This is a genomic window from Delftia sp. Lp-1, from assembly GCF_020523835.1.
Taxonomy (GTDB): Bacteria; Pseudomonadota; Gammaproteobacteria; order Burkholderiales; family Burkholderiaceae_C; genus Comamonas; species Comamonas acidovorans.
The window spans coordinates 1,848,714-1,868,884 of record NZ_JAJALJ010000001.1; the positions used below are offsets into that span (position 1 = coordinate 1,848,714).

The 20,171-nt window shown below is 67.2% G+C and carries 21 protein-coding genes; 18 read left to right on the top strand and 3 right to left on the bottom strand.

The genetic code is table 11. From position 1 onward, the window contains the following. Positions 1–50: 50 nt before the first annotated feature. The 10 genes from LGR64_RS08175 to LGR64_RS08220 all read left to right on the top strand — a co-directional run bounded on the left by LGR64_RS08175 (position 51) and on the right by LGR64_RS08220 (position 9,467). Positions 51–1,427: an MFS transporter gene (locus LGR64_RS08175; RefSeq protein WP_141831389.1), complete on the top strand. Its 1,377-nt coding sequence runs from the start codon at positions 51–53 to the stop codon at positions 1,425–1,427. Positions 1,428–1,464: 37 nt separating this feature from the next. After that, the gene (locus LGR64_RS08180; RefSeq protein WP_141831391.1) at positions 1,465–2,493 is read left to right on the top strand and encodes an amidohydrolase family protein; all 1,029 of its coding nucleotides are present in this window, start codon (positions 1,465–1,467) and stop codon (positions 2,491–2,493) included. A 32-nt stretch (positions 2,494–2,525) separates the two neighbouring features. Next, positions 2,526–3,209, top strand: coding sequence for a 4-carboxy-4-hydroxy-2-oxoadipate aldolase/oxaloacetate decarboxylase (gene ligK / locus LGR64_RS08185; protein ID WP_141831393.1), 684 nt, complete (start codon positions 2,526–2,528; stop codon positions 3,207–3,209). A 10-nt stretch (positions 3,210–3,219) separates the two neighbouring features. Next, positions 3,220–4,137 carry an amidohydrolase family protein gene (locus tag LGR64_RS08190; RefSeq protein WP_230355223.1) on the top strand — a complete coding sequence of 306 codons (918 nt, stop codon included), beginning with the start codon at positions 3,220–3,222 and terminating at the stop codon, positions 4,135–4,137. A 48-nt stretch (positions 4,138–4,185) separates the two neighbouring features. Further along, a complete protein-coding gene (gene ligA, locus LGR64_RS08195; RefSeq protein ID WP_141831397.1) occupies positions 4,186–4,641 on the top strand; it encodes a protocatechuate 4,5-dioxygenase subunit alpha in 456 nt (151 codons plus the stop codon). A 1-nt stretch (position 4,642) separates the two neighbouring features. After that, positions 4,643–5,515, top strand: a complete 873-nt coding sequence (locus LGR64_RS08200; protein WP_088164340.1) for a class III extradiol dioxygenase subunit beta — start codon at positions 4,643–4,645, stop codon at positions 5,513–5,515. Next, positions 5,512–6,471, top strand: a complete 960-nt coding sequence (locus LGR64_RS08205) for a Gfo/Idh/MocA family oxidoreductase (protein ID WP_012206246.1) — start codon at positions 5,512–5,514, stop codon at positions 6,469–6,471. The genes LGR64_RS08200 and LGR64_RS08205 overlap by 4 nt, the downstream gene beginning before the upstream one ends. 51 nt (positions 6,472–6,522) lie before the next feature. Further along, positions 6,523–7,407: a 4-hydroxyphenylpyruvate dioxygenase gene (locus LGR64_RS08210; RefSeq protein ID WP_012206245.1), complete on the top strand. Its 885-nt coding sequence runs from the start codon at positions 6,523–6,525 to the stop codon at positions 7,405–7,407. Positions 7,408–7,472: 65 nt separating this feature from the next. After that, positions 7,473–8,369, top strand: a complete 897-nt coding sequence (locus tag LGR64_RS08215; RefSeq protein ID WP_065346192.1) for a sugar phosphate isomerase/epimerase family protein — start codon at positions 7,473–7,475, stop codon at positions 8,367–8,369. A gap of 72 nt (positions 8,370–8,441) precedes the next feature. Further along, positions 8,442–9,467, top strand: coding sequence for an aldo/keto reductase (locus LGR64_RS08220; protein ID WP_230355224.1), 1,026 nt, complete (start codon positions 8,442–8,444; stop codon positions 9,465–9,467). A 16-nt stretch (positions 9,468–9,483) separates the two neighbouring features. Here LGR64_RS08220 and LGR64_RS08225 read toward each other — a convergent pair whose 3' ends face one another. Both LGR64_RS08225 and LGR64_RS08230 read right to left on the bottom strand, forming a co-directional pair. Next, positions 9,484–9,921: a nuclear transport factor 2 family protein gene (locus LGR64_RS08225; RefSeq protein ID WP_230355225.1), complete on the bottom strand. Its 438-nt coding sequence runs from the start codon at positions 9,919–9,921 to the stop codon at positions 9,484–9,486. Positions 9,922–9,938: 17 nt separating this feature from the next. Beyond that, positions 9,939–10,709, bottom strand: a complete 771-nt coding sequence (locus LGR64_RS08230; protein WP_012206241.1) for an IclR family transcriptional regulator domain-containing protein — start codon at positions 10,707–10,709, stop codon at positions 9,939–9,941. Between the two features lie 196 nt (positions 10,710–10,905). Here LGR64_RS08230 and LGR64_RS08235 point away from each other — a divergent pair, with 196 nt between their 5' ends. From LGR64_RS08235 to LGR64_RS08260, 6 genes are all read left to right on the top strand, one after another. Beyond that, positions 10,906–12,300, top strand: a complete 1,395-nt coding sequence (locus LGR64_RS08235) for an MFS transporter (RefSeq protein ID WP_230355226.1) — start codon at positions 10,906–10,908, stop codon at positions 12,298–12,300. Positions 12,301–12,348: 48 nt separating this feature from the next. After that, complete coding sequence (locus LGR64_RS08240) at positions 12,349–13,182, top strand: shikimate dehydrogenase family protein (RefSeq protein WP_099751514.1); 834 nt, start codon at positions 12,349–12,351, stop codon at positions 13,180–13,182. 91 nt (positions 13,183–13,273) lie between these two features. Continuing rightward, a complete protein-coding gene (locus tag LGR64_RS08245; RefSeq protein WP_016451443.1) occupies positions 13,274–14,425 on the top strand; it encodes a porin in 1,152 nt (383 codons plus the stop codon). Positions 14,426–14,435: 10 nt separating this feature from the next. Then, positions 14,436–15,494, top strand: coding sequence for a Gfo/Idh/MocA family protein (locus LGR64_RS08250; protein ID WP_230355227.1), 1,059 nt, complete (start codon positions 14,436–14,438; stop codon positions 15,492–15,494). Positions 15,495–15,549: 55 nt separating this feature from the next. Beyond that, complete coding sequence (gene aroQ, locus LGR64_RS08255) at positions 15,550–15,987, top strand: type II 3-dehydroquinate dehydratase (protein ID WP_141831405.1); 438 nt, start codon at positions 15,550–15,552, stop codon at positions 15,985–15,987. An 84-nt stretch (positions 15,988–16,071) separates the two neighbouring features. Then, positions 16,072–17,355, top strand: a complete 1,284-nt coding sequence (locus LGR64_RS08260) for an MFS transporter (protein ID WP_230355228.1) — start codon at positions 16,072–16,074, stop codon at positions 17,353–17,355. A 6-nt stretch (positions 17,356–17,361) separates the two neighbouring features. Here the strand turns inward: LGR64_RS08260 and LGR64_RS08265 are convergent, their stop codons facing one another. Then, complete coding sequence (locus LGR64_RS08265; RefSeq protein WP_012206234.1) at positions 17,362–18,018, bottom strand: GntR family transcriptional regulator; 657 nt, start codon at positions 18,016–18,018, stop codon at positions 17,362–17,364. Between the two features lie 188 nt (positions 18,019–18,206). Between LGR64_RS08265 and LGR64_RS08270 the strand changes: the two genes are divergently transcribed. Both LGR64_RS08270 and LGR64_RS08275 read left to right on the top strand, forming a co-directional pair. Then, positions 18,207–19,094: an NAD(P)-dependent oxidoreductase gene (locus tag LGR64_RS08270; RefSeq protein ID WP_268868945.1), complete on the top strand. Its 888-nt coding sequence runs from the start codon at positions 18,207–18,209 to the stop codon at positions 19,092–19,094. Between the two features lie 47 nt (positions 19,095–19,141). After that, on the top strand, positions 19,142–20,134 hold the full coding sequence (locus LGR64_RS08275; RefSeq protein ID WP_230355229.1) for a Bug family tripartite tricarboxylate transporter substrate binding protein: 993 nt from the start codon (positions 19,142–19,144) through the stop codon (positions 20,132–20,134). Positions 20,135–20,171: the final 37 nt, after the last annotated feature.

Below are 20,171 nucleotides of genomic sequence, written 5' to 3' on the forward strand. Positions count from 1 at the left end.
CTGCGGGTGCAGGCATCCGCCAATCCCAGAGACAGTGGAAGAGACAAGTCATGACATCCGTCCAGAAGGACGCCGGCCAGCCCGGCGTCAATGTGCAGACCCTGCTCAACGAGCACCCGTTCTCGGGATTCCAGTGGGTGATCTTTGCACTGTGTTTCCTGATCGTTCTGCTCGATGGCTTTGACACGGCGGCCATCGGCTACATCGCGCCCTCGCTGATCGGCGAGTGGGGCGTGAGCAAGCCTGCGCTGGCGCCCGTGCTCAGCGCGGCGCTGTTCGGCCTGGCTGCAGGCGCCCTGTTCTCTGGTCCGCTGGCCGACCGGCTGGGCCGCAAGTCCGTGCTGGTGGGTTCGGTGGCGGTGTTTGCCGTGTCCTGCCTGGCTTCGGGCTTTTCGCCCGACATCTGGACGCTGGCCGTGCTGCGCTTCGTCACCGGCCTGGGCCTGGGTGCCGCCATGCCCAATGCCGTCACGCTGATGAGCGAGTACTGCCCTGATTCGCGCCGCGCCACGCTGACCAACGCCATGTTCTGCGGCTTTCCGCTGGGCGCGGCCTTCGGCGGCTTTCTGGCGGCCTGGATGATCCCGCATTTCGGCTGGCGCAGCGTGCTCATCCTGGGCGGTGCCGCGCCGCTGCTGCTGCTGGTGGCCCTGATCGTGCTGCTGCCCGAGTCGGTGCGCCACATGGTGGCCAACAACTACCCTGCCGAGCGCATCCGCAAGGTGCTGGCGCGCATTGCCGGTGATGCCGTGCAGGGCGTGCAGCGTTTCGTGCTGACCGAAGCCAGGCCCGAGGCGCGTGCCAGCAGCGGCATGGGCGTGGTGCTGTCGCGCCAGTACCGCGTGGGCTCGGTGATGCTGTGGATCGCCTACTTCATGGGCCTGGTCATCTTCTACGCGCTGATGAACTGGATGCCCGTGCTGTTCAAGGAAGCGGGCCTGGACCCCAAGACCGGCACCCTGGTGGCCGCGCTGTTCCCGCTGGGCGGCGTGGGCGCCGTGCTGTTCGGCTGGCTCATGGACCGCTTCAATGCCAACCGCATCATCGCCATCGGCTATGCGCTGACGGCGGCCTCCATCTGGTGGATAGGCCAGACGGCCGGCCACCTGGGCTGGCTGGTGGTGGCCGTCTTCCTGGCCGGCACCATCATGAACACCGCCCAGTCGTCCATGCCGGCGCTGGCTGCCGCCTACTACCCCACGCGGGGCCGTGCCACGGGCGTGGCCTGGATGCTGGGCATTGGCCGCTTCGGCGGCATTGCGGGCTCCTTCCTGGTGGCCGAGCTGTCGGCGCGCCAGCTGGGTTTCAGCGAGATCTTTGCCGTGGTGGCCATTCCGGGCGTGATCGCCATGGCCGCCCTCATCATCAAGCAGTACAGCAGTCCCGAGCCGCAAGGCGGCGCGGCGCCTGCCACACCCCTTCACTGACACATTCCCACCCCATAAAGACGCAGGAGACCATCCGATGATCATCGACGTACACGGCCACTACACCACCGCGCCCGCGGCCCTGGGCGCCTGGCGCGACCTGCAGATCGCAGGCCTCAAGGACCCGTCCAAGGCCCCCAGGGCCAGCGACCTGAAGATCAGCGACGACGAGATCCGCGAGACCATCGAGACCAACCAGCTCAAGCTGATGAAGCAGCGCGGCTCCGATCTCACCATCTTCAGCCCGCGCGCCAGCTTCATGGCCCACCACATCGGCGACTTCCAGACATCGAGCACCTGGGCCGCCATCTGCAACGAGCTGTGCTTCCGCGTCAGCGAGCTGTTCCCCGAGCATTTCATCCCGGCCGCCATGCTGCCGCAGTCGCCGGGCGTGGACCCTGCCACCTGCATTCCCGAATTGGTCAAGTGCGTGGAGCAGTACGGCAACGTGGGCATCAACCTGAACCCCGATCCTTCAGGCGGCCACTGGACCTCGCCCCCGCTGTCGGACCGCTCCTGGTATCCCATCTACGAAAAGATGGTGGAGTACGACATCCCCGCGATGGTCCATGTCTCCACCAGCTGCAACGCGTGCTTCCACACCACGGGCGCCCACTACCTGAATGCCGACACCACGGCCTTCATGCAGTGCCTGACCAGCGACCTGTTCAAGGACTTCCCCACGCTCAAGTTCCTGATCCCCCATGGCGGCGGCGCCGTGCCCTACCACTGGGGCCGTTTCCGCGGCCTGGCGCAGGAGCTCAAGAAGCCGCTGCTGGACGAGCACCTGCTGAACAACATCTTCTTCGACACCTGCGTCTACCACCAGCCCGGCATCGATCTGCTGACCAAGGTGATCCCGGTCAAGAACATCCTGTTCGCCAGCGAGATGATCGGCGCCGTGCGCGGCATCGATCCGACCACGGGCCACTACTACGACGACACCAAGCGCTACATCGAGGCCACGGCCAACCTCACCGAAGAGGAGCGCTACCAGGTCTACGAAGGCAACGCGCGCCGCGTGTTCCCGCGCCTGGACGCCGCCCTCAAGCAAAAGGGCCTGTAAGCAGGCCGACACCTCAGATCAAGGAGAACACCATGTACGAACTCGGTGTGGTTTACCGCAACATCCAGCGCGCCGACCGCGCGGCCGCCGACGGCCTGGCCGCCCTGGGCTCGGCCACCGTCCACGAGGCCATGGGCCGCGTGGGCCTGCTCAAGCCCTACATGCGCCCCATCTATGCGGGCCAGCAGGTCTCGGGCACGGCCGTCACCGTGCTGCTGCAGCCCGGTGACAACTGGATGATGCATGTGGCGGCCGAGCAGATCCAGCCCGGCGACATCGTGGTCGCGGCCGTGACCTCGGAATGCACGGACGGCTACTTCGGCGACCTGCTGGCCACGAGCTTTCAGGCGCGCGGCGCGCGTGCGCTGGTCATCGACGCCGGCGTGCGCGACGTGAAGACGCTGCAGGAGATGAACTTCCCCGTGTGGAGCCGCGCCATCTCCTCCAAGGGCACGATCAAGGCCACGCTGGGCTCGGTCAACATTCCCGTGGTCTGCGCAGGCATGTGGGTCACGCCCGGCGACGTGATCGTGGCCGACGATGATGGCGTGGTCTGCGTGCCCGCCGCCAAGGCCGCCGAAACCCTGGCCGCCGCGCAAAAGCGCGAGAGCTTCGAGGGCGAAAAGCGCGCCAAGCTGGCTTCCGGCGTGCTGGGGCTGGACATGTACAAGATGCGCGAGCCGCTTGAAAAGGCCGGCCTCCGTTACATCGACTGAAGGAGGGAACATGAGCGCTTTTGAAAAAACCCCCGGCTGGCTGGACTGGTACGCCGGCCCCTCCAAGCCCAAGTTCCAGGTGCCCGCAGGTGCCGTGGACGCGCATTGCCACGTCTTCGGCCCCGGCGATGAATTCCCGTTTGCGCCCGAGCGCAAGTACACGCCCTGCGATGCCAGCAAGCAGCAGCTGTTCGCGCTGCGCGATCACCTGGGCTTTGCGCGCAACGTCATCGTGCAGGCCACCTGCCATGGCGCCGACAACCGCGCCATGGTCGATGCCTGCAAGGCCGCCAACGGCAAGGCGCGCGGCGTGGCCACGGTGCGCCGCAGCGTGACCGATGAGGAGTTGCAGGAGCTGCACGCCGCCGGCGTGCGCGGCGTGCGCTTCAACTTCGTCAAGCGCCTGGTGGACTTCACGCCCAAGGACGAGCTGATGGAGATCGCGGGCCGTGTCGCCAAGCTCGGCTGGCATGTGGTCATCTACTTCGAGGCCGTGGACCTGCCCGAGCTGTGGGATTTCTTCACCAGCCTGCCCACCACCGTGGTCGTGGACCACATGGGCCGCCCCGATGTGAACAAGCCCGTGGACGGCCCCGAGTTCGAGCTGTTCCTCAAGTTCATGCGCGAGCACCAGAACGTCTGGAGCAAGGTCAGCTGCCCCGAACGCCTGTCCGTCACCGGCCCCAAGGCGCTGGACGGCGAGCAAAATGCCTACCGTGACGTGGTGCCCTTCGCCCGCCGCGTGGTCGAGGAATTCCCCGACCGCGTGCTGTGGGGAACCGACTGGCCCCACCCCAACCTCAAGGACCACATGCCCGATGACGGCCTGCTGGTCGACTTCATCCCGCACATCGCCCCCACGGCCGAACTGCAGCGCAAGCTGCTGGTGGACAACCCCATGCGCCTTTACTGGCCCGAAGAGGCCTGAAGGCGACCATGTCCGGCCTGGGTGCCGGACATATTCAAGGAGATATCCATGGCATTGGACAAACCCTATCTGGACGTGCCCGGCACCATCATTTTTGATGCCGAGCAGTCCCGCAAAGGCTACTGGCTCAACCAGTTCTGCATGTCGCTGATGAAGGCCGAGAACCGCGAGCGCTTCAAGGCCGACGAGCGTGCCTACCTGGACGAATGGGCCATGAGCGAGGAACAGAAGCAGGCCGTGCTGGCCCGCGACCTCAACTGGTGCATGCGCACGGGCGGCAACATCTACTTCCTGGCCAAGATCGGCGCCACGGACGGCAAGAGCTTCCAGCAGATGGCAGGCTCCATGACCGGCATGTCCGAAGAGGAATACCGCAACATGATGGTGGGCGGAGGCCGTTCGGCCGAAGGTAACCGCCGCGTGGGCGAGGAGGGCGATGCCCAGGCCCACCGCCAGCCGCAAGGCCTCGCCGGCGCAGCGAACAAGAACAAGGAAGGCATCTGACATGGCGCGCATCACCGCATCCGTCTACACCTCGCATGTGCCCGCCATCGGCGCGGCCATGGACCTGGGCAAGGCCGACGAGCCCTATTGGCAGCCTTTGTTCAAGGGCTTCGAGCACTCGCGCCAATGGCTCAAGGACAACAAGCCCGACGTGATCTTCCTGGTCTACAACGACCACGCGACCGCGTTCAGCCTGGACTTCATCCCGACGTTTGCCATCGGCACGGCCGCTGAATACCAGCCCGCCGACGAAGGCTGGGGCCCGCGCCCCGTGCCCAAGGTCGTCGGCCATCCGGAGCTGGCCAGCCACATCGCGCAGTCGGTGATCCAGCAGGACTTCGACCTGACCATCGTCAACAAGATGGACGTGGACCACGGCCTGACCGTACCGCTGTCCCTGATGTGCGGCCAGCAGGACGCGCGCACAGGCGCCTGGCCCTGCCCGGTGATTCCGTTTGCCGTGAACGTGGTGCAGTACCCCGTGCCGTCGGGCCAGCGCTGCTTCAACCTGGGCCGCGCCATCCGCCGCGCCGTGGAAAGCTTCGATGAAGACCTGAACGTGCAGATCTGGGGCACGGGCGGCATGAGCCACCAGCTGCAGGGCGCGCGTGCCGGCCTGATCAACAAGGAGTGGGACAACCGCTTCCTGGACCTGCTGATCGAGAACCCTGCCGGCCTGGCCAAGATGCCGCATATCGACTACGTGCGCGAGGCTGGCTCCGAAGGCATCGAGCTGGTGATGTGGCTGATCGCGCGCGGTGCCATGGCCGATGTGGATGGCCCCGCGCCGCTGCCCAAGGTCAACCACCGCTTCTACCATGTGCCGGCATCGAACACCGCTGTCGGACACCTCATCCTGGAGAACCCCCAATGAGCAACAAGACCATCAAAGTCGCCCTGGCGGGCGCCGGTGCCTTCGGCATCAAGCACCTGGACGGCATCAAGAACATCGACGGCGTTGAAGTCGTCTCCCTGGTGGGCCGCGAGCTGGCCAAGACCCAGGAAGTGGCCGACAAGTACGGCATCAAGCATGTGACCACCGAGCTGGCCGACAGCCTGGCCCTGCCCGAGGTGGACGCCGTCATCCTGTGCACGCCCACGCAGATGCATGCCGCCCAGGCCATCGAATGCCTGAAGGCCGGCAAGCATGTACAGGTGGAGATCCCGCTGGCCGACAGCCTCAAGGACGCCCAGGCCGTGGCCGATCTGCAAAAGCAGACCGGCCTGGTGGCCATGTGCGGCCACACGCGCCGCTTCAACCCCAGCCACCAGTGGGTGCACAAGAAGATCGCGGCCGGCGAGTTCAACATCCAGCAGATGGATGTGCAGACTTACTTCTTCCGCCGCACCAACATGAACGCGCTGGGCCAGGCCCGCAGCTGGACCGATCACCTGCTGTGGCACCACGCTGCCCACACCGTGGACCTGTTCGCCTACCAGGCCGGCAGCCCCATCGTGAAGGCCAATGCCGTCCAAGGCCCCATCCATCCGGAGCTGGGCATTGCCATGGACATGAGCATCCAGCTCAAGGCCGCCAATGGCGCCATCTGCACGCTGAGCCTGTCTTTCAACAACGACGGCCCGCTGGGCACCTTCTTCCGCTACATCGGCGACACCGGCACCTACATCGCGCGCTATGACGATCTGGTCAACGGCAAGGAGGAGAAGATCGACGTTTCCAAGGTTGATGTCTCCATGAATGGCATCGAGCTGCAGGACCGCGAGTTCTTCGCCGCCATCCGCGAAGGCCGCGAGCCCAATTCCAGCGTGGCCCAGGTGCTGCCCTGCTATCAGGTCCTGCACGACCTCGAGCAGCAACTGCAGGCCTGACGCGCCCGGCGAGCCGTCGCAGCGCACCATGTTTCCATCCGGAGTACCGCAATGACCGATTCCTCCTCCAGCAGCCGGGAAGACGTGCCCGAGGCGTCCAATCGCCTCGGGATCGACGGCATAGAGTTCATCGAGTACACGACCAGCCAGCCCCAGGCCCTGGGCCAGGTGCTGGAGGGGCTGGGTTTTCGCCCCGTGGCGCGGCACCGCTCGCGCGAGGTGACGCTGTACCGGCAGGGGGACATGAACCTGGTGGTCAATGCGGGCGCTGCCGATGCGCTGGCCAATGCCGCCTCGGACGGGCAGCCCGTCATCTCGGCCGTGGCGCTGCGCGTGCAGGATGCCCTGCAGGCGCATACGCGCTGCATCGAGCTGGGAGCCTGGGCGGCGCCCAGCCAGGCCCAGGCGATGGAGCTGCACATCCCGGCCATCCACGGCCCGGGTGGCAGCCGCTTCTACTTTGTCGATCGATGGCAGGAGTTCTCCATCTATGACATCGATTTCAAGCCTATCGCCGGGGCCGATCCACATCCACCAGCGCTGGCCGGCCTGGGCTATTTCGGCGTGGTCCAGTACATAGGGCGTGGCCGCAGCGCCGACTGGATCACCTACTTCGAGCGCATGTTCGACTTCCACCTGCTGCCCGACGCGCAGCGCTTCGGCATCCTGCCCAAGGGCAAGCTCATGCGCAGCCCCTGCAAGCGCTTCCTGTGGCAGCTCATCGAGCCCGATCCGGGCCTGGAGTGGGACGACATGCCCGAGCGCCTGCAGCGCATCGGCCTGGGCACCACCGACGTGCCTGGCGCCGTGCAGGCGCTGCGCCAGCGCGGCGTGGAGTTCGTGGAATCGAGCCGCCTGCACCCCGATGACCGCGGCGCGCTCACGCGCAACGCCATGGGCACCGTGGTGTTCGAGCTGGTGCACCGCGACGCCTAGCGCAAAGCCTGGCGCGCCGCCGTCCGATTCAACCGCCGATACACACAACGATCCTGGAGGGCAACATGGGCTTGCTGGACAGCTATGGCATGGACACCATCACTCTGAATGGCTCGCTGGAGGCCAAGCTCGACGCCATACGGCGCGCGGGCTTCACCCAGGTCATGCTCAGTGCGCGCGATCTGGCCGGCCACCCGGGCGGCGTCAAGGCGGCGGCTGCGGCCGTGCGCGCCAGCGGCCTGCGGCCCACGGGCTTTCAGGTGCTGCGCGACTTCGAGGGCCTGTCCGACCACCTGCACCACTACAAGGTGGACATCGCCAAATCCATGCTGGAGATGTGCGCCGAGATCGGCAGCCCCGTGCTGCTGGCCTGCTCGTCCACCTCGCGCCATGCCACGGGCGATCTCGACGTGATTGCGCGCGACCTGCGCAAGCTGGCCATGCTGGGCATTCCGCTGGGCGTGAAGATCGCCTACGAGGGCCTGTCCTGGGGTCGCTCCGTCAATGAGTTCACCACCAGCTGGGACGTGGTCTGCCGTGCCGACACGTCCAACCTGGGCATTGGCCTGGACTCCTTCCACATCCTGGCTGCCAAGACGCCTCTGGACGCGCTGGAGCTGATCGACCGCGACAAGATCTTCCTGGTGCAACTGTCCGACTTCATGTGGCACGACGCCCCCACCTTCGAAGAGCGCATGGCCACGGCGCGCACCTTCCGCGTGTTCCCGGGCGAGGGCGTGCACAGCGAGCGCCTGGCCGACCTGGTGCTGCGCCTGGACCGCCTGGGCTACCGGGGCGACTACAGCTTCGAGGTCTTCAACGACGACTACCAGCAGCTGCCGCTGGACACCGTGGCCGAGCGCGCGCGCCGCAGCGCCCTGTGGCTCAACGACGACGTGCTGCACCGGCCCGTGCCGCTGCCGGCCTGGGCGCGCACGGGCGTGAGGGGCACGTCGGTTTGACGGCAAAATGGGACTTCGACATTGCAAGGGAGCGCTGGCCGCTCCCTTGCTTCTTTTCCCTGTGAGAAAACCATGACCAACCTGTCCACACGCCACCTGGGTCCCTTCTCCGTCAGCGCCGTCGGCCTGGGCTGCATGAACCTCAGCCATGCCTATGGCCATCCGCCGTCGCCCGAGCAGGGCAAGGCCGTGCTGCATGCGGCGCTGGATGCCGGTGTCACGCTGTTCGACACGGCGGCGCTGTATGGCTTCGGCGCCAACGAATCCCTGATCGGCCCCGTGCTCAAGTCCCACCGCAACCACATCACCCTGGCCAGCAAATGCGGCATGGCCGGCGTGCGCGGCGACGACGGCGTGGTGCGCCGCGTGATCGATGGCCACCCCAAGACCCTGCGCCGCAATTGCGAAGACAGCCTGCAGCGCCTGGGCACCGATGTCATCGATCTCTACTACCTGCACCGCTGGGACCGCCGCGTGCCCATCGAGGAATCGGTGGGCGAGATGTCGCGCCTGGTGGAAGAGGGCAAGGTGCGCGCCCTGGGCCTGTCCGAGATCGGCGCCGACGCGCTGCGCCGCGCCCATGCCACCTTCCCCATCGCCGCGCTGCAAAGCGAGTATTCGCTGTGGTCGCGCAATGCCGAGCTGGGCACGCTGCAGGCCTGCAAGGAACTGGGCATTGCCTACGTGGCCTTCAGCCCGCTGGGCCGCGCCTTCCTCACCGGCAAGCTCCAGGAGGTCGAGGGCCTGGTCAAGGGCGATATCCGCGCCAGCATGCCGCGCTTCGCGCCCGAGGCCTATGCGAAGAACCTGCAGCTGCTCGCGCCCATGCAGTCCATTGCCGAGCGCGCCGACTGCACGCTGGCCGAGCTGGCCATCGCCTGGGTGCTGCACCAGGGCGATCATGTGATTGCCCTGCCGGGCACCACCAGCGTGGACCACCTGCACGAAGACCTGCGCGGCGGCGCCGTGCGCCTGGACGCTGCCCTGCTGGCCGAACTGGACGACCTCTTCAAGCCCGAGCGCATCCAGGGCGACCGCTATGCCGTGGCCTCGCAGCGCGAGGTGGACACGGAAAAATACGCGTTCGAAACCGTCTGAACACGCCGCAGGCCGCTCATGGCATGGATGCGGCCAGGTCGAATGGCGCCGTGGGCGTGCCCTGGTGGAAGCGCATCTGCCAGCCCCGGGCCGTGCGCAGCCAGACCGAGGAGCGCAGCGTATGCCGGCCGGCCGTTCCATCCTCGGCCACGCTGGCCGAGCGGTAGGTCAGCAGCGCGCTGTCCGGCCCCAGGCGCGTCAGGGCAAAGCCGCCTGACACCAACCGGGCAGGGGGCCCTTCTGGCAAGGCGGCCGCCAGGCTGTCCACGGTATCAGCCCTGCCATGCACGCCGCCCGAGCGGCCGAATTCCAGGAAGTCTTCATGCAGCAGCGCCTGCAGCTGGCCTGCGTCCGAGCGCACCTGCGGATCGTGCAGCCGCACTTCCAGTGCCTGCAGATGCTGCAGCAGACGGTCGTCGCCGCCATGCATGTCCAGGTCAGGAAGTTGCGCCATGGCCATGTTGTTCACCATCAGATCAGATCCCGCATGGCCTGCGCCGTCTCGCGCAGCATGGGCAGCACGCGCGCCACGGCGTCCTTGCCGGTCTCGCGGCCCATGGGCATGGTGATGTTGAGGGCGCCGGCCAGCGCGCCGTGGCGGTCGCGCAGCGGCACGGCAATGCCGCGCGAGTCCAGGTTGAGCTGCTGCTCGCACAGCGCCCAGTCCTGGGTGCGGATCAGGGCCAGCTCGCGGCGCATTTCGGCGGGGCAGGTGATGGTGTGCGAGGTGAAGACCGTCAGCGCGCGGTTGTCCAGCCAGTGCTCCAGCTCGGCGTCGCTGCGCATGGACAGCATCAGCATGCCGGCCGCCGTGACCTGGGCCGGCACGCGTGCGCCCAGCACGTAGCCGGTGTTCATGTTGCGGTTGGGGCCGTTGCGTGCGATGTAGACCACCTCGTCGTCGTCCAGCACCGCCAGGTAGGCGGTTTCATGGGTGCCGGCCGCCACGCGCTGCAGAAACGGCTGGACGATGCGCGGCAGCCGCGCCGACTCCAGGTACGACTGCCCCAGCCGCAGCACGCGCGGCGTGAGCCAGAACAGCTTGCCGTCCCCCGCCACGTAGCCCATGTGCTGCAGCGTCAGCAGGTAGCGCCGCGCGGCGGTGCGCGTCATGCCCGTGCGCTGGCCGGCCTCGGCGGCCGTCATGCGCGGGTGGGCGTCGTCAAAGGCTTCGATGATCGATACGCCGCGTTCCAGTCCGGCAATCCAGTCGCGCTGGGCGAGGGTGGAAGGTGTTGTCATGGCGAGCTTGAGTTTTCCGTATTAACCCTGGGTGCGTGCGATTATCGAACCGCGCGGTGCGATCAGCGCACATGCCCCTGGAAATTGGCTTGGGCAGATTCATAGGCGGGAACTACATTTTTTACATCCCGCTGGCCTGGCCGCAAGCATCCATCACGTGCCGCAGCGGGGATCTTTTGCCTGGAGGAGACAACACATGAGCGCAACACCGATACATACGCAGTCAACGCAGCACCAACCCAGGAAGGCCGCAACCAGCGGCTGGATAGGCTCGGCCCTGGAGTACTACGATTTCTTCATCTACGCCACGGCTGCGGCGCTGATCTTTCCGCAGATCTTCTTTCCGCAGGGTGATCCGGCGATTGCGATCATCGCCTCGCTGGCCACCTACGGCGTGGGCTATGTGGCGCGGCCCATCGGCGCCTTCGTGCTGGGCCACCTGGGCGATACGCACGGGCGCAAGCAGGTGCTGGTGTGGTGCATGTTCCTGATGGGCTTTTCCACCATCGCCGTGGGGCTGCTGCCCACCTATGACCAGGTCGGCCTGTGGGCGCCCGCGCTGCTGGTGCTGATGCGGCTGATCCAGGGCTTTGCGGTGGCCGGCGAGATCTCGGGCGCCAGCTCGATGATCCTGGAGCATGCCCCGTTCGGGCGGCGCGGCTTCTTCGCCAGCTTCACGCTGCAGGGCGTGCAGGCCGGCCAGATCCTGGCAGCGGCCGTGTTCCTGCCGCTGGCGCACTACATGCCCACCGAGCAGTTCAACAGCTGGGGCTGGCGCATTCCCTTCATCCTGAGCTTCGTGGTCATCATTGCGGGCTGGATCATCCGCCGCGAGGTCAACGAGACCCCGGCCTTCACGGCAGCAGGCCGCAGCGAGTCACGTCCGCGTTCGCCCGTGGTCGAGGCCTTCCGCCACCATTCGCCCGACATGCTGCGCGTGGTCTGCATGGCGCTGATGAACGTGATCCCCGTGGTGGCCACCATCTTCGGTGCCGCCTATGCGGTGCAGCCCGCCTACGGCATCGGCTTCGCCAAGGACATGTACCTGTGGATTCCCGTGGTGGGCAACATCGTCGCGGTGCTGGTGATCCCCCTGGTGGGCAACCTGTCCGACCGCATCGGCCGGCGCCCGCCCATCATTTTCGGCGCGCTGCTGTCGGGGCTGCTGGCCATCGGCTACCTCTACGCCATCAGCACGCGCAACATGCCGCTGGCCTTCGCCATGTCCATCCTGATGTGGGGCGTGGTCTACCAGGGCTACAACGCGGTGTTCCCCAGCTTCTACCCCGAGCTGTTCCCGACCCGCACACGCGTCTCGGCCATGGCCATCTCGCAGAACGTGGGCACGGCCATCACCGCCATGCTGCCCGCGCTGTTCACGGCCGTGGCGCCTCCGGGATCCCAGAACATCTGGCTGACGGTGGGGCTGATCGCCTTCGGCATCACCGTGGTCGCAGCGCTGGCCGCCTGGAGCGCCCGCGAGACCTACCGCGTGCGCATGGAGGATCTGGGCGAGGCCGGTGCGCAGCCTGTGGACGCCGCCGAGTACGAGCGCCTGCGCACCCAGGCACTGCCCCAGTCCGGCCGCTGAATTTCACACGCCACATTCCGCCAACCCAAGCATCCGAAAGCCCAGGGAATGATTTCCGGAAAAACCACCCTCATCGCGCACATCGGCGATCCCACCGAGACCTTCAAGTCGCCCATGATCTACAACCCGTGGTTCGACGGCCGGGGCATAGACGCCTGCGTCGTGCCCATGGGCGTGAAGGCGGCGCATTTCGCGCCGGACTTCGCGGCCATCATGCGTTTCACCAACCTGCGCGGCGCGCTGATCACCATGCCGCACAAGGTGTCCGTGGTGGACCTGGTGCACGAGGTCACGCCCGCCGTGCACATTGCAGGCGCCTGCAATGCCGTGCTGCGGCGCGAGGATGGCTCGCTGCTGGGCGACCAGTTCGACGGCGCGGGCTTTGTGCGCGGCGTGCTGCGCAAGGGGCGGCAGCTGCAGGGCGCGCGGGTGCTGATTTCCGGGGCGGGTGGCGTGGGGTCGGCGATTGCCGCCTCGCTGGCGGCAGCCGGCGTGGGCGAGCTGATGCTGTTCGACACGCGGGACGAGAGCGCGCAGGCCCTGGCCGGGCGGCTCGCTGCCTACTACCCGAGGATGAAGGTGGGCACGGGCTCCAGGGACCCGCAGGGCTTCGACGTGGTCGTCAACGCCACGCCGCTGGGCATGAAGGCCGATGACCCGCTGCCTTTCGATGTGCAGCGCATCGCGCCCACCACCTTTGTAGGCGAGGTGGTGATGAAGTCCGAGTTCACGCCCCTGCTGCGCGCCGTGCGAGACAAGGGCTGCGACTTCCAGGTGGGCACGGACATGCTGTTCGAGATGATTCCCGCCTACCTCGAATTCTTCGGCTTCGGCAGCGCCACGCCCGACGAGCTGCGCGCCACCGCGCACATCTCCTACTGATCCAGCCGACAGACAACCGGCCCTGAATGCGTCCAGGGCAGGGCGCAGCCACGCCCAAAAAAGCATTTTTCACAGAGAAGGAGACAAGACCATGCAACAGCAAATGCACCAGACACCGCGAGTGCCGCAGCGCGGGGCCCTTCGCATCCTGGCCCTGACCACCGTGCTGGGCGCCTGGGGCGCGGGCGCCCACGCCCAGTCCTCGGTCACCATCTACGGCAGCGTGGACCAGTACATCAACCACATGCGCAGCAGCTCGGGCGCATCCATGACCACGCTGGAGGACGGTGCCCTGCTGCGCAGTCGCCTGGGCTTTCGCGGTCAGGAAGACCTGGGTGGTGGCCTGTACGCGAAGTTCCAGCTGGAGATGGGCATCAACGCCGACAACGGCACGCAGGCCGACAGCACGCGCGGCTTCGACCGCCAAAGCTGGGTGGGCCTGGGCGGCGGCTGGGGCGAGGTGCGGCTGGGCCGGCAGAACACCGTGATCTTCGGGCGCGGCGACTACATCGACTTCACCTCGCGCACGTTGGGATCGATGGTCAACAACTTCGGCGTGCCCTCGCGCTTCGACAACGACATCTCCTACACCTCGCCGCGCATGGCCGGCTTCCTGTTCGAGGCCCACTACGCCATGGCCGAGACCGGTGCTCCAGCGCGCCAGGCCATCTACCAGCTGGGCCTGGACTACCTGAACGGCCCCTACCGCGTGGGATATGCCGGGCTGTATGCGCGTGCGCCTCAGAACGCGGCCTATACCGACGCGGTCCGCTACGACAACCTCTACGCCAACTACGACTACGGCAAGGGCAAGGTCCAGCTGGCCTTTGTGCGGTCCAACAACAGCACGGCAGGCTCGGCGGGCAACAACACGGGCACGGTGCTGGGCAATGTGGGCGGGCTGGTGGCGGGCACGAATGCCGATGTGCGCCGCTTCTACCGCGTTTGGCAGCTGTCGGCCGACTACCGCGTGACGCCGCAACTGCGCGTGGGCGCGCTGTGGGGCCGCATACAGGATGGCTCGGACAGCGGGCGCGGCGCATCGGGCGGCGCGGTCGCGGCCTACTACGACCTGTCCAAGCGCACCATGCTCTACGCGGTGGCCGAGCAGTTGAAGAACGACCGCAATGCGGGCTTCCGGCTGGCGGCCTCGGGCGGCATGAAGCCCAACTTCACATCGGCCGACGACGTCAACGGCCGCACCATCAAGGGCGTGCAGCTGGGCGTGCTGCACCGCTTCTGAGGGGCATGCCATGGCACAGCTGCACCCGCTTCGCATTGCCGTGGCCGGCGCCGGCGCGATCGGCCAGGCGCATATCGCCGCCATCGGGGCCCAGGCGGATTGCCGCCTGTCCGCCATCGTGGACCCGGCGCCCGCCGCCCGGGAGCTTGCCCAAAGGGCCGGAGTGCCGCTGTGGCGCGACCTGGGCGAGCTGATCGCCCATGACCGGCCCGACGCCGTGGTGCTGGCCACGCCCAACCGCCTGCATGCCCCGCAGGCGGCGCAGTGCATGCATGCGCGCCTGCCCATCCTGCTGGAAAAGCCCGTCACCTCCACCGTGGCCGAGGCACAGCGCCTGGCCGCGCTGGCCGAGCGCAGCGGCGCCCGCGTGCTGGTGGGCCACCACCGCGCCCACAGCCCGATCATGGCGCGGGCCGCAGCCCTCATCGCCCAGGGGCGGCTGGGCCGCCTGGTGGCCGTGACCGGCGCGGCCCTGTTCTACAAGCCGGACGCCTATTTCGAGGAAGGCCCCTGGCGCCGCGAGGCCGGGGGCGGCCCCATCCTGCTCAACATGATCCACGAGGTCCACAACCTGCGCATGCTGTGCGGCGACATCGTGGCCGTGCAGGCCTTCGCCTCGCATGCCACGCGCGGTTTCGCCGTGGAAGACACGGTGGCCATCAACCTGCGCTTTGCCAGCGGTGCGCTGGGCAGCTTTATGCTTTCGGACACGGCCGCCAGCGCGCGCAGCTGGGAGCAGACCTCGCAGGAGAACAAGGCCTATGCCAGCTATGAGGACGAAGACTGCTATCTGGTGGCGGGCACCTTCGGCTCGCTGGCCATACCGAGCATGCGGCTGAAGACCTATGCATCGGCCGGCCAGCGTTCCTGGAATGAGCCCTTCGACCTGGATGTGGCCGCCGTGGAGCGCGAAGACCCGCTGGTGCGCCAGATGGCGCATTTCGCGCAGGTGGCGCGCGGCCTGGCGCAGCCCCTGGTCAGCGTGCACGACGGCCTGCGCAACCTGCAGATCACTGAGGCCATTGCAGAGGCTGCCCGCATGGGCGCCGCCATCGACACCACAGCGTGACCCGGACACCACCGGCGCGCATCCTTCATCCATGACATCAAGCCACGGAGCCTCCATGAAAAAGATCCTGATGCTGCACGGCATCAACCACAACATGTTCGGCCAGCGCGACCCCGCCCAATACGGCATGGTCACGCTGGCCGAGATCGACGCCTCGCTGCGCAGCCTGGGCAGCCAGCTGGGCTGCGAGGTGGACAGCTTCCAGACCAATTGCGAAGGCGCCATGTGCGATCGCATCCACCAGGGCTTTCGGGACGGCGTCGATGGCGTGCTCATCAATGCCGGCGCCTGGACGCACTACAGCTACGGCATCCGCGACGCGCTGGCCATGCTCACCGTGCCCGTGGTGGAGATCCACATGAGCAACATCCATGCGCGCGAGCCCTTCCGCCACCACTCGGTGTTTGCCGATATCGCCCGAGGCCAGATCTGCGGCTTCGGCGCGGACAGCTATCTGCTGGGCCTGCGGGCCGTGCTGTCCGCCGTCGCATAGGATGCATGGCGCGCAACTGGCCATGTATCGTCCTTCGAACTCCCTCGCTCGACGCGCTGCATGCCGTGACCAGGCTTCATTGAGATGAACTTCGCCGATCCCGGCCCGCGCCGCTCCGTTTCCTTTCTTCTGCTGCTGCCGCTGCTGCTGGCCGCGCAGCCGGTCGCCACCGATGGCTATCTGCCGGCGTTGCCCGAGATCGCGCGCGACCTGGGCTCGGCCAGCAGCAGCCTGACCGTTTTCATGCTGGCCTTCGGTGTCGCCCAGCTGGTGTGCGGGCCGCTGGCTGACCGCTTCGGGCGCCGGCCCGTGCTGCTGACGGGGTTGGCCTGCTACACGGCAGCGGCGGCAGGCTGTGCGCTGGCGGGCAGCGCGGACGCACTGGTGGCCTGGCGCGCCGTGCAGGGCGCGGCCATGGCGGCCATCCTGGTGTGCGCACGGGCTGCGGTGCGCGACCTGTATCCGGCCCATGAAGGACCGCGCATCATGGCCCGCGGCCTCACAGGCCTGGGGCTGGTGGCACTGGTGGCGCCGATTGCCGGTGCATGGGGAGTCCAGGCCACCGGCTGGCGCTGGGTGCTGGTGGCGATGGGCGTCTACTCGCTGGCTTTGCTGGCACTGTGCTGGCGCACTTTCAGCGAGACGCGGCAAGCGCCGGCGGAGTCTGCCCCGGTCATCGCATCCGTACCCGTACCCGTACCCGTACCCGTATCCGTATCCGTATCCGTATCCGCTGGCGGTGTGCGCCAGGTGATCGCCGACCCCGGCTTTTGCGCCTGGACGGCGCTGGCCGCAGCCACCTACGGCGGCATCTTCTGCTTTTTGCTGCTGTCGCCGATGGTGTACGTCGACCTGTTCGGTCTGTCGCCCGTGCTCTACGGCTGGATTCCTGCGGGCGGCTCGCTGGTCTACATCCTGGGCATCACATGGTGCCGGCGCCTGCTGTCGCGCCACGGGCCGGTGCGCACGGTGCAACTGGGCGCTTCGCTCAGTCTGCTGGGGCCGTGCATCCAGATCGCCGGCTGCGTGCTGGCGCCGGCCTCGCCCTTTCCACTGCTGCTGGGGCACGCGGTGTATGCACTGGGCCATGGCCTGCACCAGCCTTGCGGCCAGGCGGGCGCGGTGGGTGGTCTGCCGCCGCAGCTGGCCGGGCGGGCCGTGTCGTGTTCGGGCTTCGCGATCATGTGCGTGGCCTTCTGCGCCGGCCAGCTGGCGGCGCAATTTGTCGATCCGACGATGCGCCACGGTGCCTGGCCGATGGTGCTGCCCATGGCGCTGGCAGGCGTTGTGCTGGTCCTCATCGCCTTTGTCTGGCTGCCGTGGCTGTACCGGGTGCGGTCAGCGCAAAGGGTTCAGCCCCGGTCATGACACTGTTCATGCATCCGCGCGGTATTCCCCCCGATGCTTCATGAACCGGTGGTAGGACATGCGCAGGTGCAGCTGCATCACCTGGCGTGCCAGCTCCCCATCCCTGGCACGTATGGCGATCACCAGGTCGCAGTGGTGGTGCAGGCTTTGCACCAGCTCTTCGGGCGTGTAGATGTAGAACGACCGCTTGATGATCGGCATGTCGATCATCGTCGCCAGCATGGTCTTGAGGCGCGGCGAGCCCGATGCCTCGATCAGCGCGTGGTGAAAATCCCGGTTGGCTGACTGCACCTCGCCAATGCCGTCGTGGCCAGCGGCAATGCCGGCCTCCATGCGCTGGTTGCTGGCCTCCAGCTCATCGGCCAGCCCCTCGCCGCCGCGCGTGGCCGCGAGGAACGAGGCGTACGGCTCCAGCAGCATGCGCAGCTGGAAAGTCTCCTCCACATCCCAGTCGCTCCACTCCGACACGCGGATACCCTGGCCCGCGCCATCGGTGGCCAGGCCATCTTCCACCAGGCGGTGCAGCGCATTGCGCACCGGCGTGCGGCTCAGTCCCAGGTCGCGGGCAATGGGCTCTTCCTTGAGCTGTTCGCCGGGTCGGTAGTGGCCGCCGATGAGCCGCTGCCGCAGAACCTCGTACGCCTTGTCTTTCACGTTTTGCACTGTGTTTGCACCAGGTGGGTGGGGATGGTGCGCTGATTCTAGGTGACGACGGAAGGGCTCGCCGCGCTGCGCTTCATTCGGAAAAATACAAAACAAGTACAAATATCCGCAGTTCTACGGGAAATCTCTATGAGTGGATCGGAGTTGCACTCCATAGACTGCGATCAATGTTTTAAATTTGTACTTTTATGAAGTTCGCAATACTGGGTGGTGGAATGGTCGGCGCCTGCTACATGCAGGCCTTTGTGGAGCAGGGGCACAGCCTGGTGGGCCTGTGCGACCTGCAGCCCAACGCTGCGGTGGCCGACGCCGTGCAGGCCGCTGGTGCGCAGGTGCATACCGCGCCCGGTGCCTGGCTGGCCGAGGCCGACGTGGTGGTGAGCGCCGTGTTCGGCACCGTGGCGCGCAGCCTGTTCGAGGCCTGCCTGCCTCATCTGCGCGATCTGCCCGATGGCGTGGTCTATGTGGACATGACCACGGCCGACCCGCAGGAGATGCGCGAATGCGGCGAGCTGGCCCGGCGCGTCGCCCAGGGCAGGGCGGTGCACTTCGTGGACGTGGCCATCACCGGCGCGGTCAACCTGGGCGGCAGGAAGACGCCGCTGCTCGTGGCCGGTGGCAAAGCCGGTTTTGTACAGGAATTGTTCTTGCCCTTTGGCGGCTCCGTTCGCGTGGTGGGGGGACAGCCGGGCGATGCCGCCGCGCTCAAGCTCCTGCGCAGCATCTACACCAAGGGGACCGAGGCGCTGGCCGTGGAGTGCCTGGTGACGGCCCAGCAGATGGGCCTGCGCGAGCAGCTGCATGCCGTGCTGCAGGACATCGACGAGACACCGCTGCGCACGCTGATGGAGTCCATGGTGCGCACGCACATCCCGCATTCCGCACGCCGCCGCAACGAGGTGGCCGAGGCCCGGCAGCAGATGGCCCGCAACGGCCTGGCGCCCATCGCCTCGCCCGCCGTCGAGGCGCTGTTCGCCGCCACGGCCCGGGCGCATGCGGCCCAGCCGTTCACCGGCACCTCCACCGACGAGGCCATCGATTGGCTGGGCAGCCACGTGCTCGCCAGCCAAACCTGATCAACGTACCCCTGCGCCAACCGACACCACCAAAGGAGACATCCGCAATGACGACCCCGACCCGACGCCGCCTGGCCCTCGCCGGCCTGCTGGCACTGACCGCTGCCGCCATGGCCCCGGCCCATGCCCATGCCCAGGGCACCTATCCGCAGCGGCCCATCAGGTTCATCGTGCCCTTTCCGGCCGGCGGCGGCACCGACAACCTCACGCGGCTGGTCGGCACCAAGCTCACCGAGGCCCATGGGTGGGCCATCGTGGTGGAGAACAAGCCCGGGGCCGGTGGCAACCTGGCGCTGGACCAGGTGGCCAAGGCCCCCGCCGATGGCCTGACCCTGGTGATGGCGCAGACCGACAACGTGGTGCTCAACCCGCTGCTGTACACCAAGCTCACCTACAACCCCGACAAGGACCTGCGCGCCGTGGCCCTGGTCGCAGCCGGCCCGGCCGTGCTCGTGGTGAATGCCGATTCTCCGTACAAGTCCCTGGGCGACATCGTCCAGGCGGCGAAGAAAGACCCCGGGCGCCTGAGCTTTGCCACGCCGGGCACCGGCACCATTTCGCACCTCATCAGCGAGGCCTGGCAGAAAAGCTCGAATGTGAAGTTCACCCACGTGCCGTTTCGCGGCATGGCGCAGGCCATGCCCGACCTGCTGGGCGGGCGCATCGACATGTACATGGGGTCCGTCCCCACGCTGCTGTCGCACATCCAGTCGGGCAAGGTGCGCGCCATCGGCGTGACCACCGCGAGCCGCTCCAAGCTGCTGCCCGACGTGCCGACCTACACCGAATCCGGCATCAAGGGCGTGGAGCTGGCCAGCGTGTGGGGCGTGATGGCCCCGGCCGGCACCTCCGACGCCATCGTCAAGCAGCTCAACGAAGCCATCAACAAGGTGGTGAACGCACCCGACACGGCCAGGAAGATCGCCGACTCCGGCGCGGAACTCATCACCGGCACACCGCAGGACATGGCCAGGCTCTACGCCAGCGACCGCGCCCGCCTGGCACCCATCGTCAAGAGCTCTGGCACCACGCTCGATTGAGCGGCACGGCTTTCATTCCATCCACTCTGAGTACCTC

What these genes read in the sequence shown, in the direction of transcription:
- LGR64_RS08240 (WP_099751514.1), top strand. Translation starts at nt 12,349, where the DNA reads ATGATTTCCGGAAAAACCACCCTCATCGCGCACATCGGCGATCCCACC.
- LGR64_RS08245 (WP_016451443.1), top strand. Translation starts at nt 13,274, where the DNA reads ATGCAACAGCAAATGCACCAGACACCGCGAGTGCCGCAGCGCGGGGCC.
- LGR64_RS08215 (WP_065346192.1), top strand. Translation starts at nt 7,473, where the DNA reads ATGGGCTTGCTGGACAGCTATGGCATGGACACCATCACTCTGAATGGC.
- aroQ (WP_141831405.1), top strand. Translation starts at nt 15,550, where the DNA reads ATGAAAAAGATCCTGATGCTGCACGGCATCAACCACAACATGTTCGGC.
- LGR64_RS08175 (WP_141831389.1), top strand. Translation starts at nt 51, where the DNA reads ATGACATCCGTCCAGAAGGACGCCGGCCAGCCCGGCGTCAATGTGCAG.
- LGR64_RS08230 (WP_012206241.1), bottom strand. Translation starts at nt 10,709, where the DNA reads ATGACAACACCTTCCACCCTCGCCCAGCGCGACTGGATTGCCGGACTG.
- LGR64_RS08275 (WP_230355229.1), top strand. Translation starts at nt 19,142, where the DNA reads ATGACGACCCCGACCCGACGCCGCCTGGCCCTCGCCGGCCTGCTGGCA.
- LGR64_RS08220 (WP_230355224.1), top strand. Translation starts at nt 8,442, where the DNA reads ATGACCAACCTGTCCACACGCCACCTGGGTCCCTTCTCCGTCAGCGCC.
- LGR64_RS08205 (WP_012206246.1), top strand. Translation starts at nt 5,512, where the DNA reads ATGAGCAACAAGACCATCAAAGTCGCCCTGGCGGGCGCCGGTGCCTTC.
- LGR64_RS08200 (WP_088164340.1), top strand. Translation starts at nt 4,643, where the DNA reads ATGGCGCGCATCACCGCATCCGTCTACACCTCGCATGTGCCCGCCATC.
- LGR64_RS08260 (WP_230355228.1), top strand. Translation starts at nt 16,072, where the DNA reads ATGAACTTCGCCGATCCCGGCCCGCGCCGCTCCGTTTCCTTTCTTCTG.
- LGR64_RS08210 (WP_012206245.1), top strand. Translation starts at nt 6,523, where the DNA reads ATGACCGATTCCTCCTCCAGCAGCCGGGAAGACGTGCCCGAGGCGTCC.
- LGR64_RS08235 (WP_230355226.1), top strand. Translation starts at nt 10,906, where the DNA reads ATGAGCGCAACACCGATACATACGCAGTCAACGCAGCACCAACCCAGG.
- ligK (WP_141831393.1), top strand. Translation starts at nt 2,526, where the DNA reads ATGTACGAACTCGGTGTGGTTTACCGCAACATCCAGCGCGCCGACCGC.
- LGR64_RS08190 (WP_230355223.1), top strand. Translation starts at nt 3,220, where the DNA reads ATGAGCGCTTTTGAAAAAACCCCCGGCTGGCTGGACTGGTACGCCGGC.
- LGR64_RS08180 (WP_141831391.1), top strand. Translation starts at nt 1,465, where the DNA reads ATGATCATCGACGTACACGGCCACTACACCACCGCGCCCGCGGCCCTG.
- LGR64_RS08250 (WP_230355227.1), top strand. Translation starts at nt 14,436, where the DNA reads ATGGCACAGCTGCACCCGCTTCGCATTGCCGTGGCCGGCGCCGGCGCG.
- LGR64_RS08225 (WP_230355225.1), bottom strand. Translation starts at nt 9,921, where the DNA reads ATGGCGCAACTTCCTGACCTGGACATGCATGGCGGCGACGACCGTCTG.
- LGR64_RS08270 (WP_268868945.1), top strand. Translation starts at nt 18,207, where the DNA reads ATGAAGTTCGCAATACTGGGTGGTGGAATGGTCGGCGCCTGCTACATG.
- ligA (WP_141831397.1), top strand. Translation starts at nt 4,186, where the DNA reads ATGGCATTGGACAAACCCTATCTGGACGTGCCCGGCACCATCATTTTT.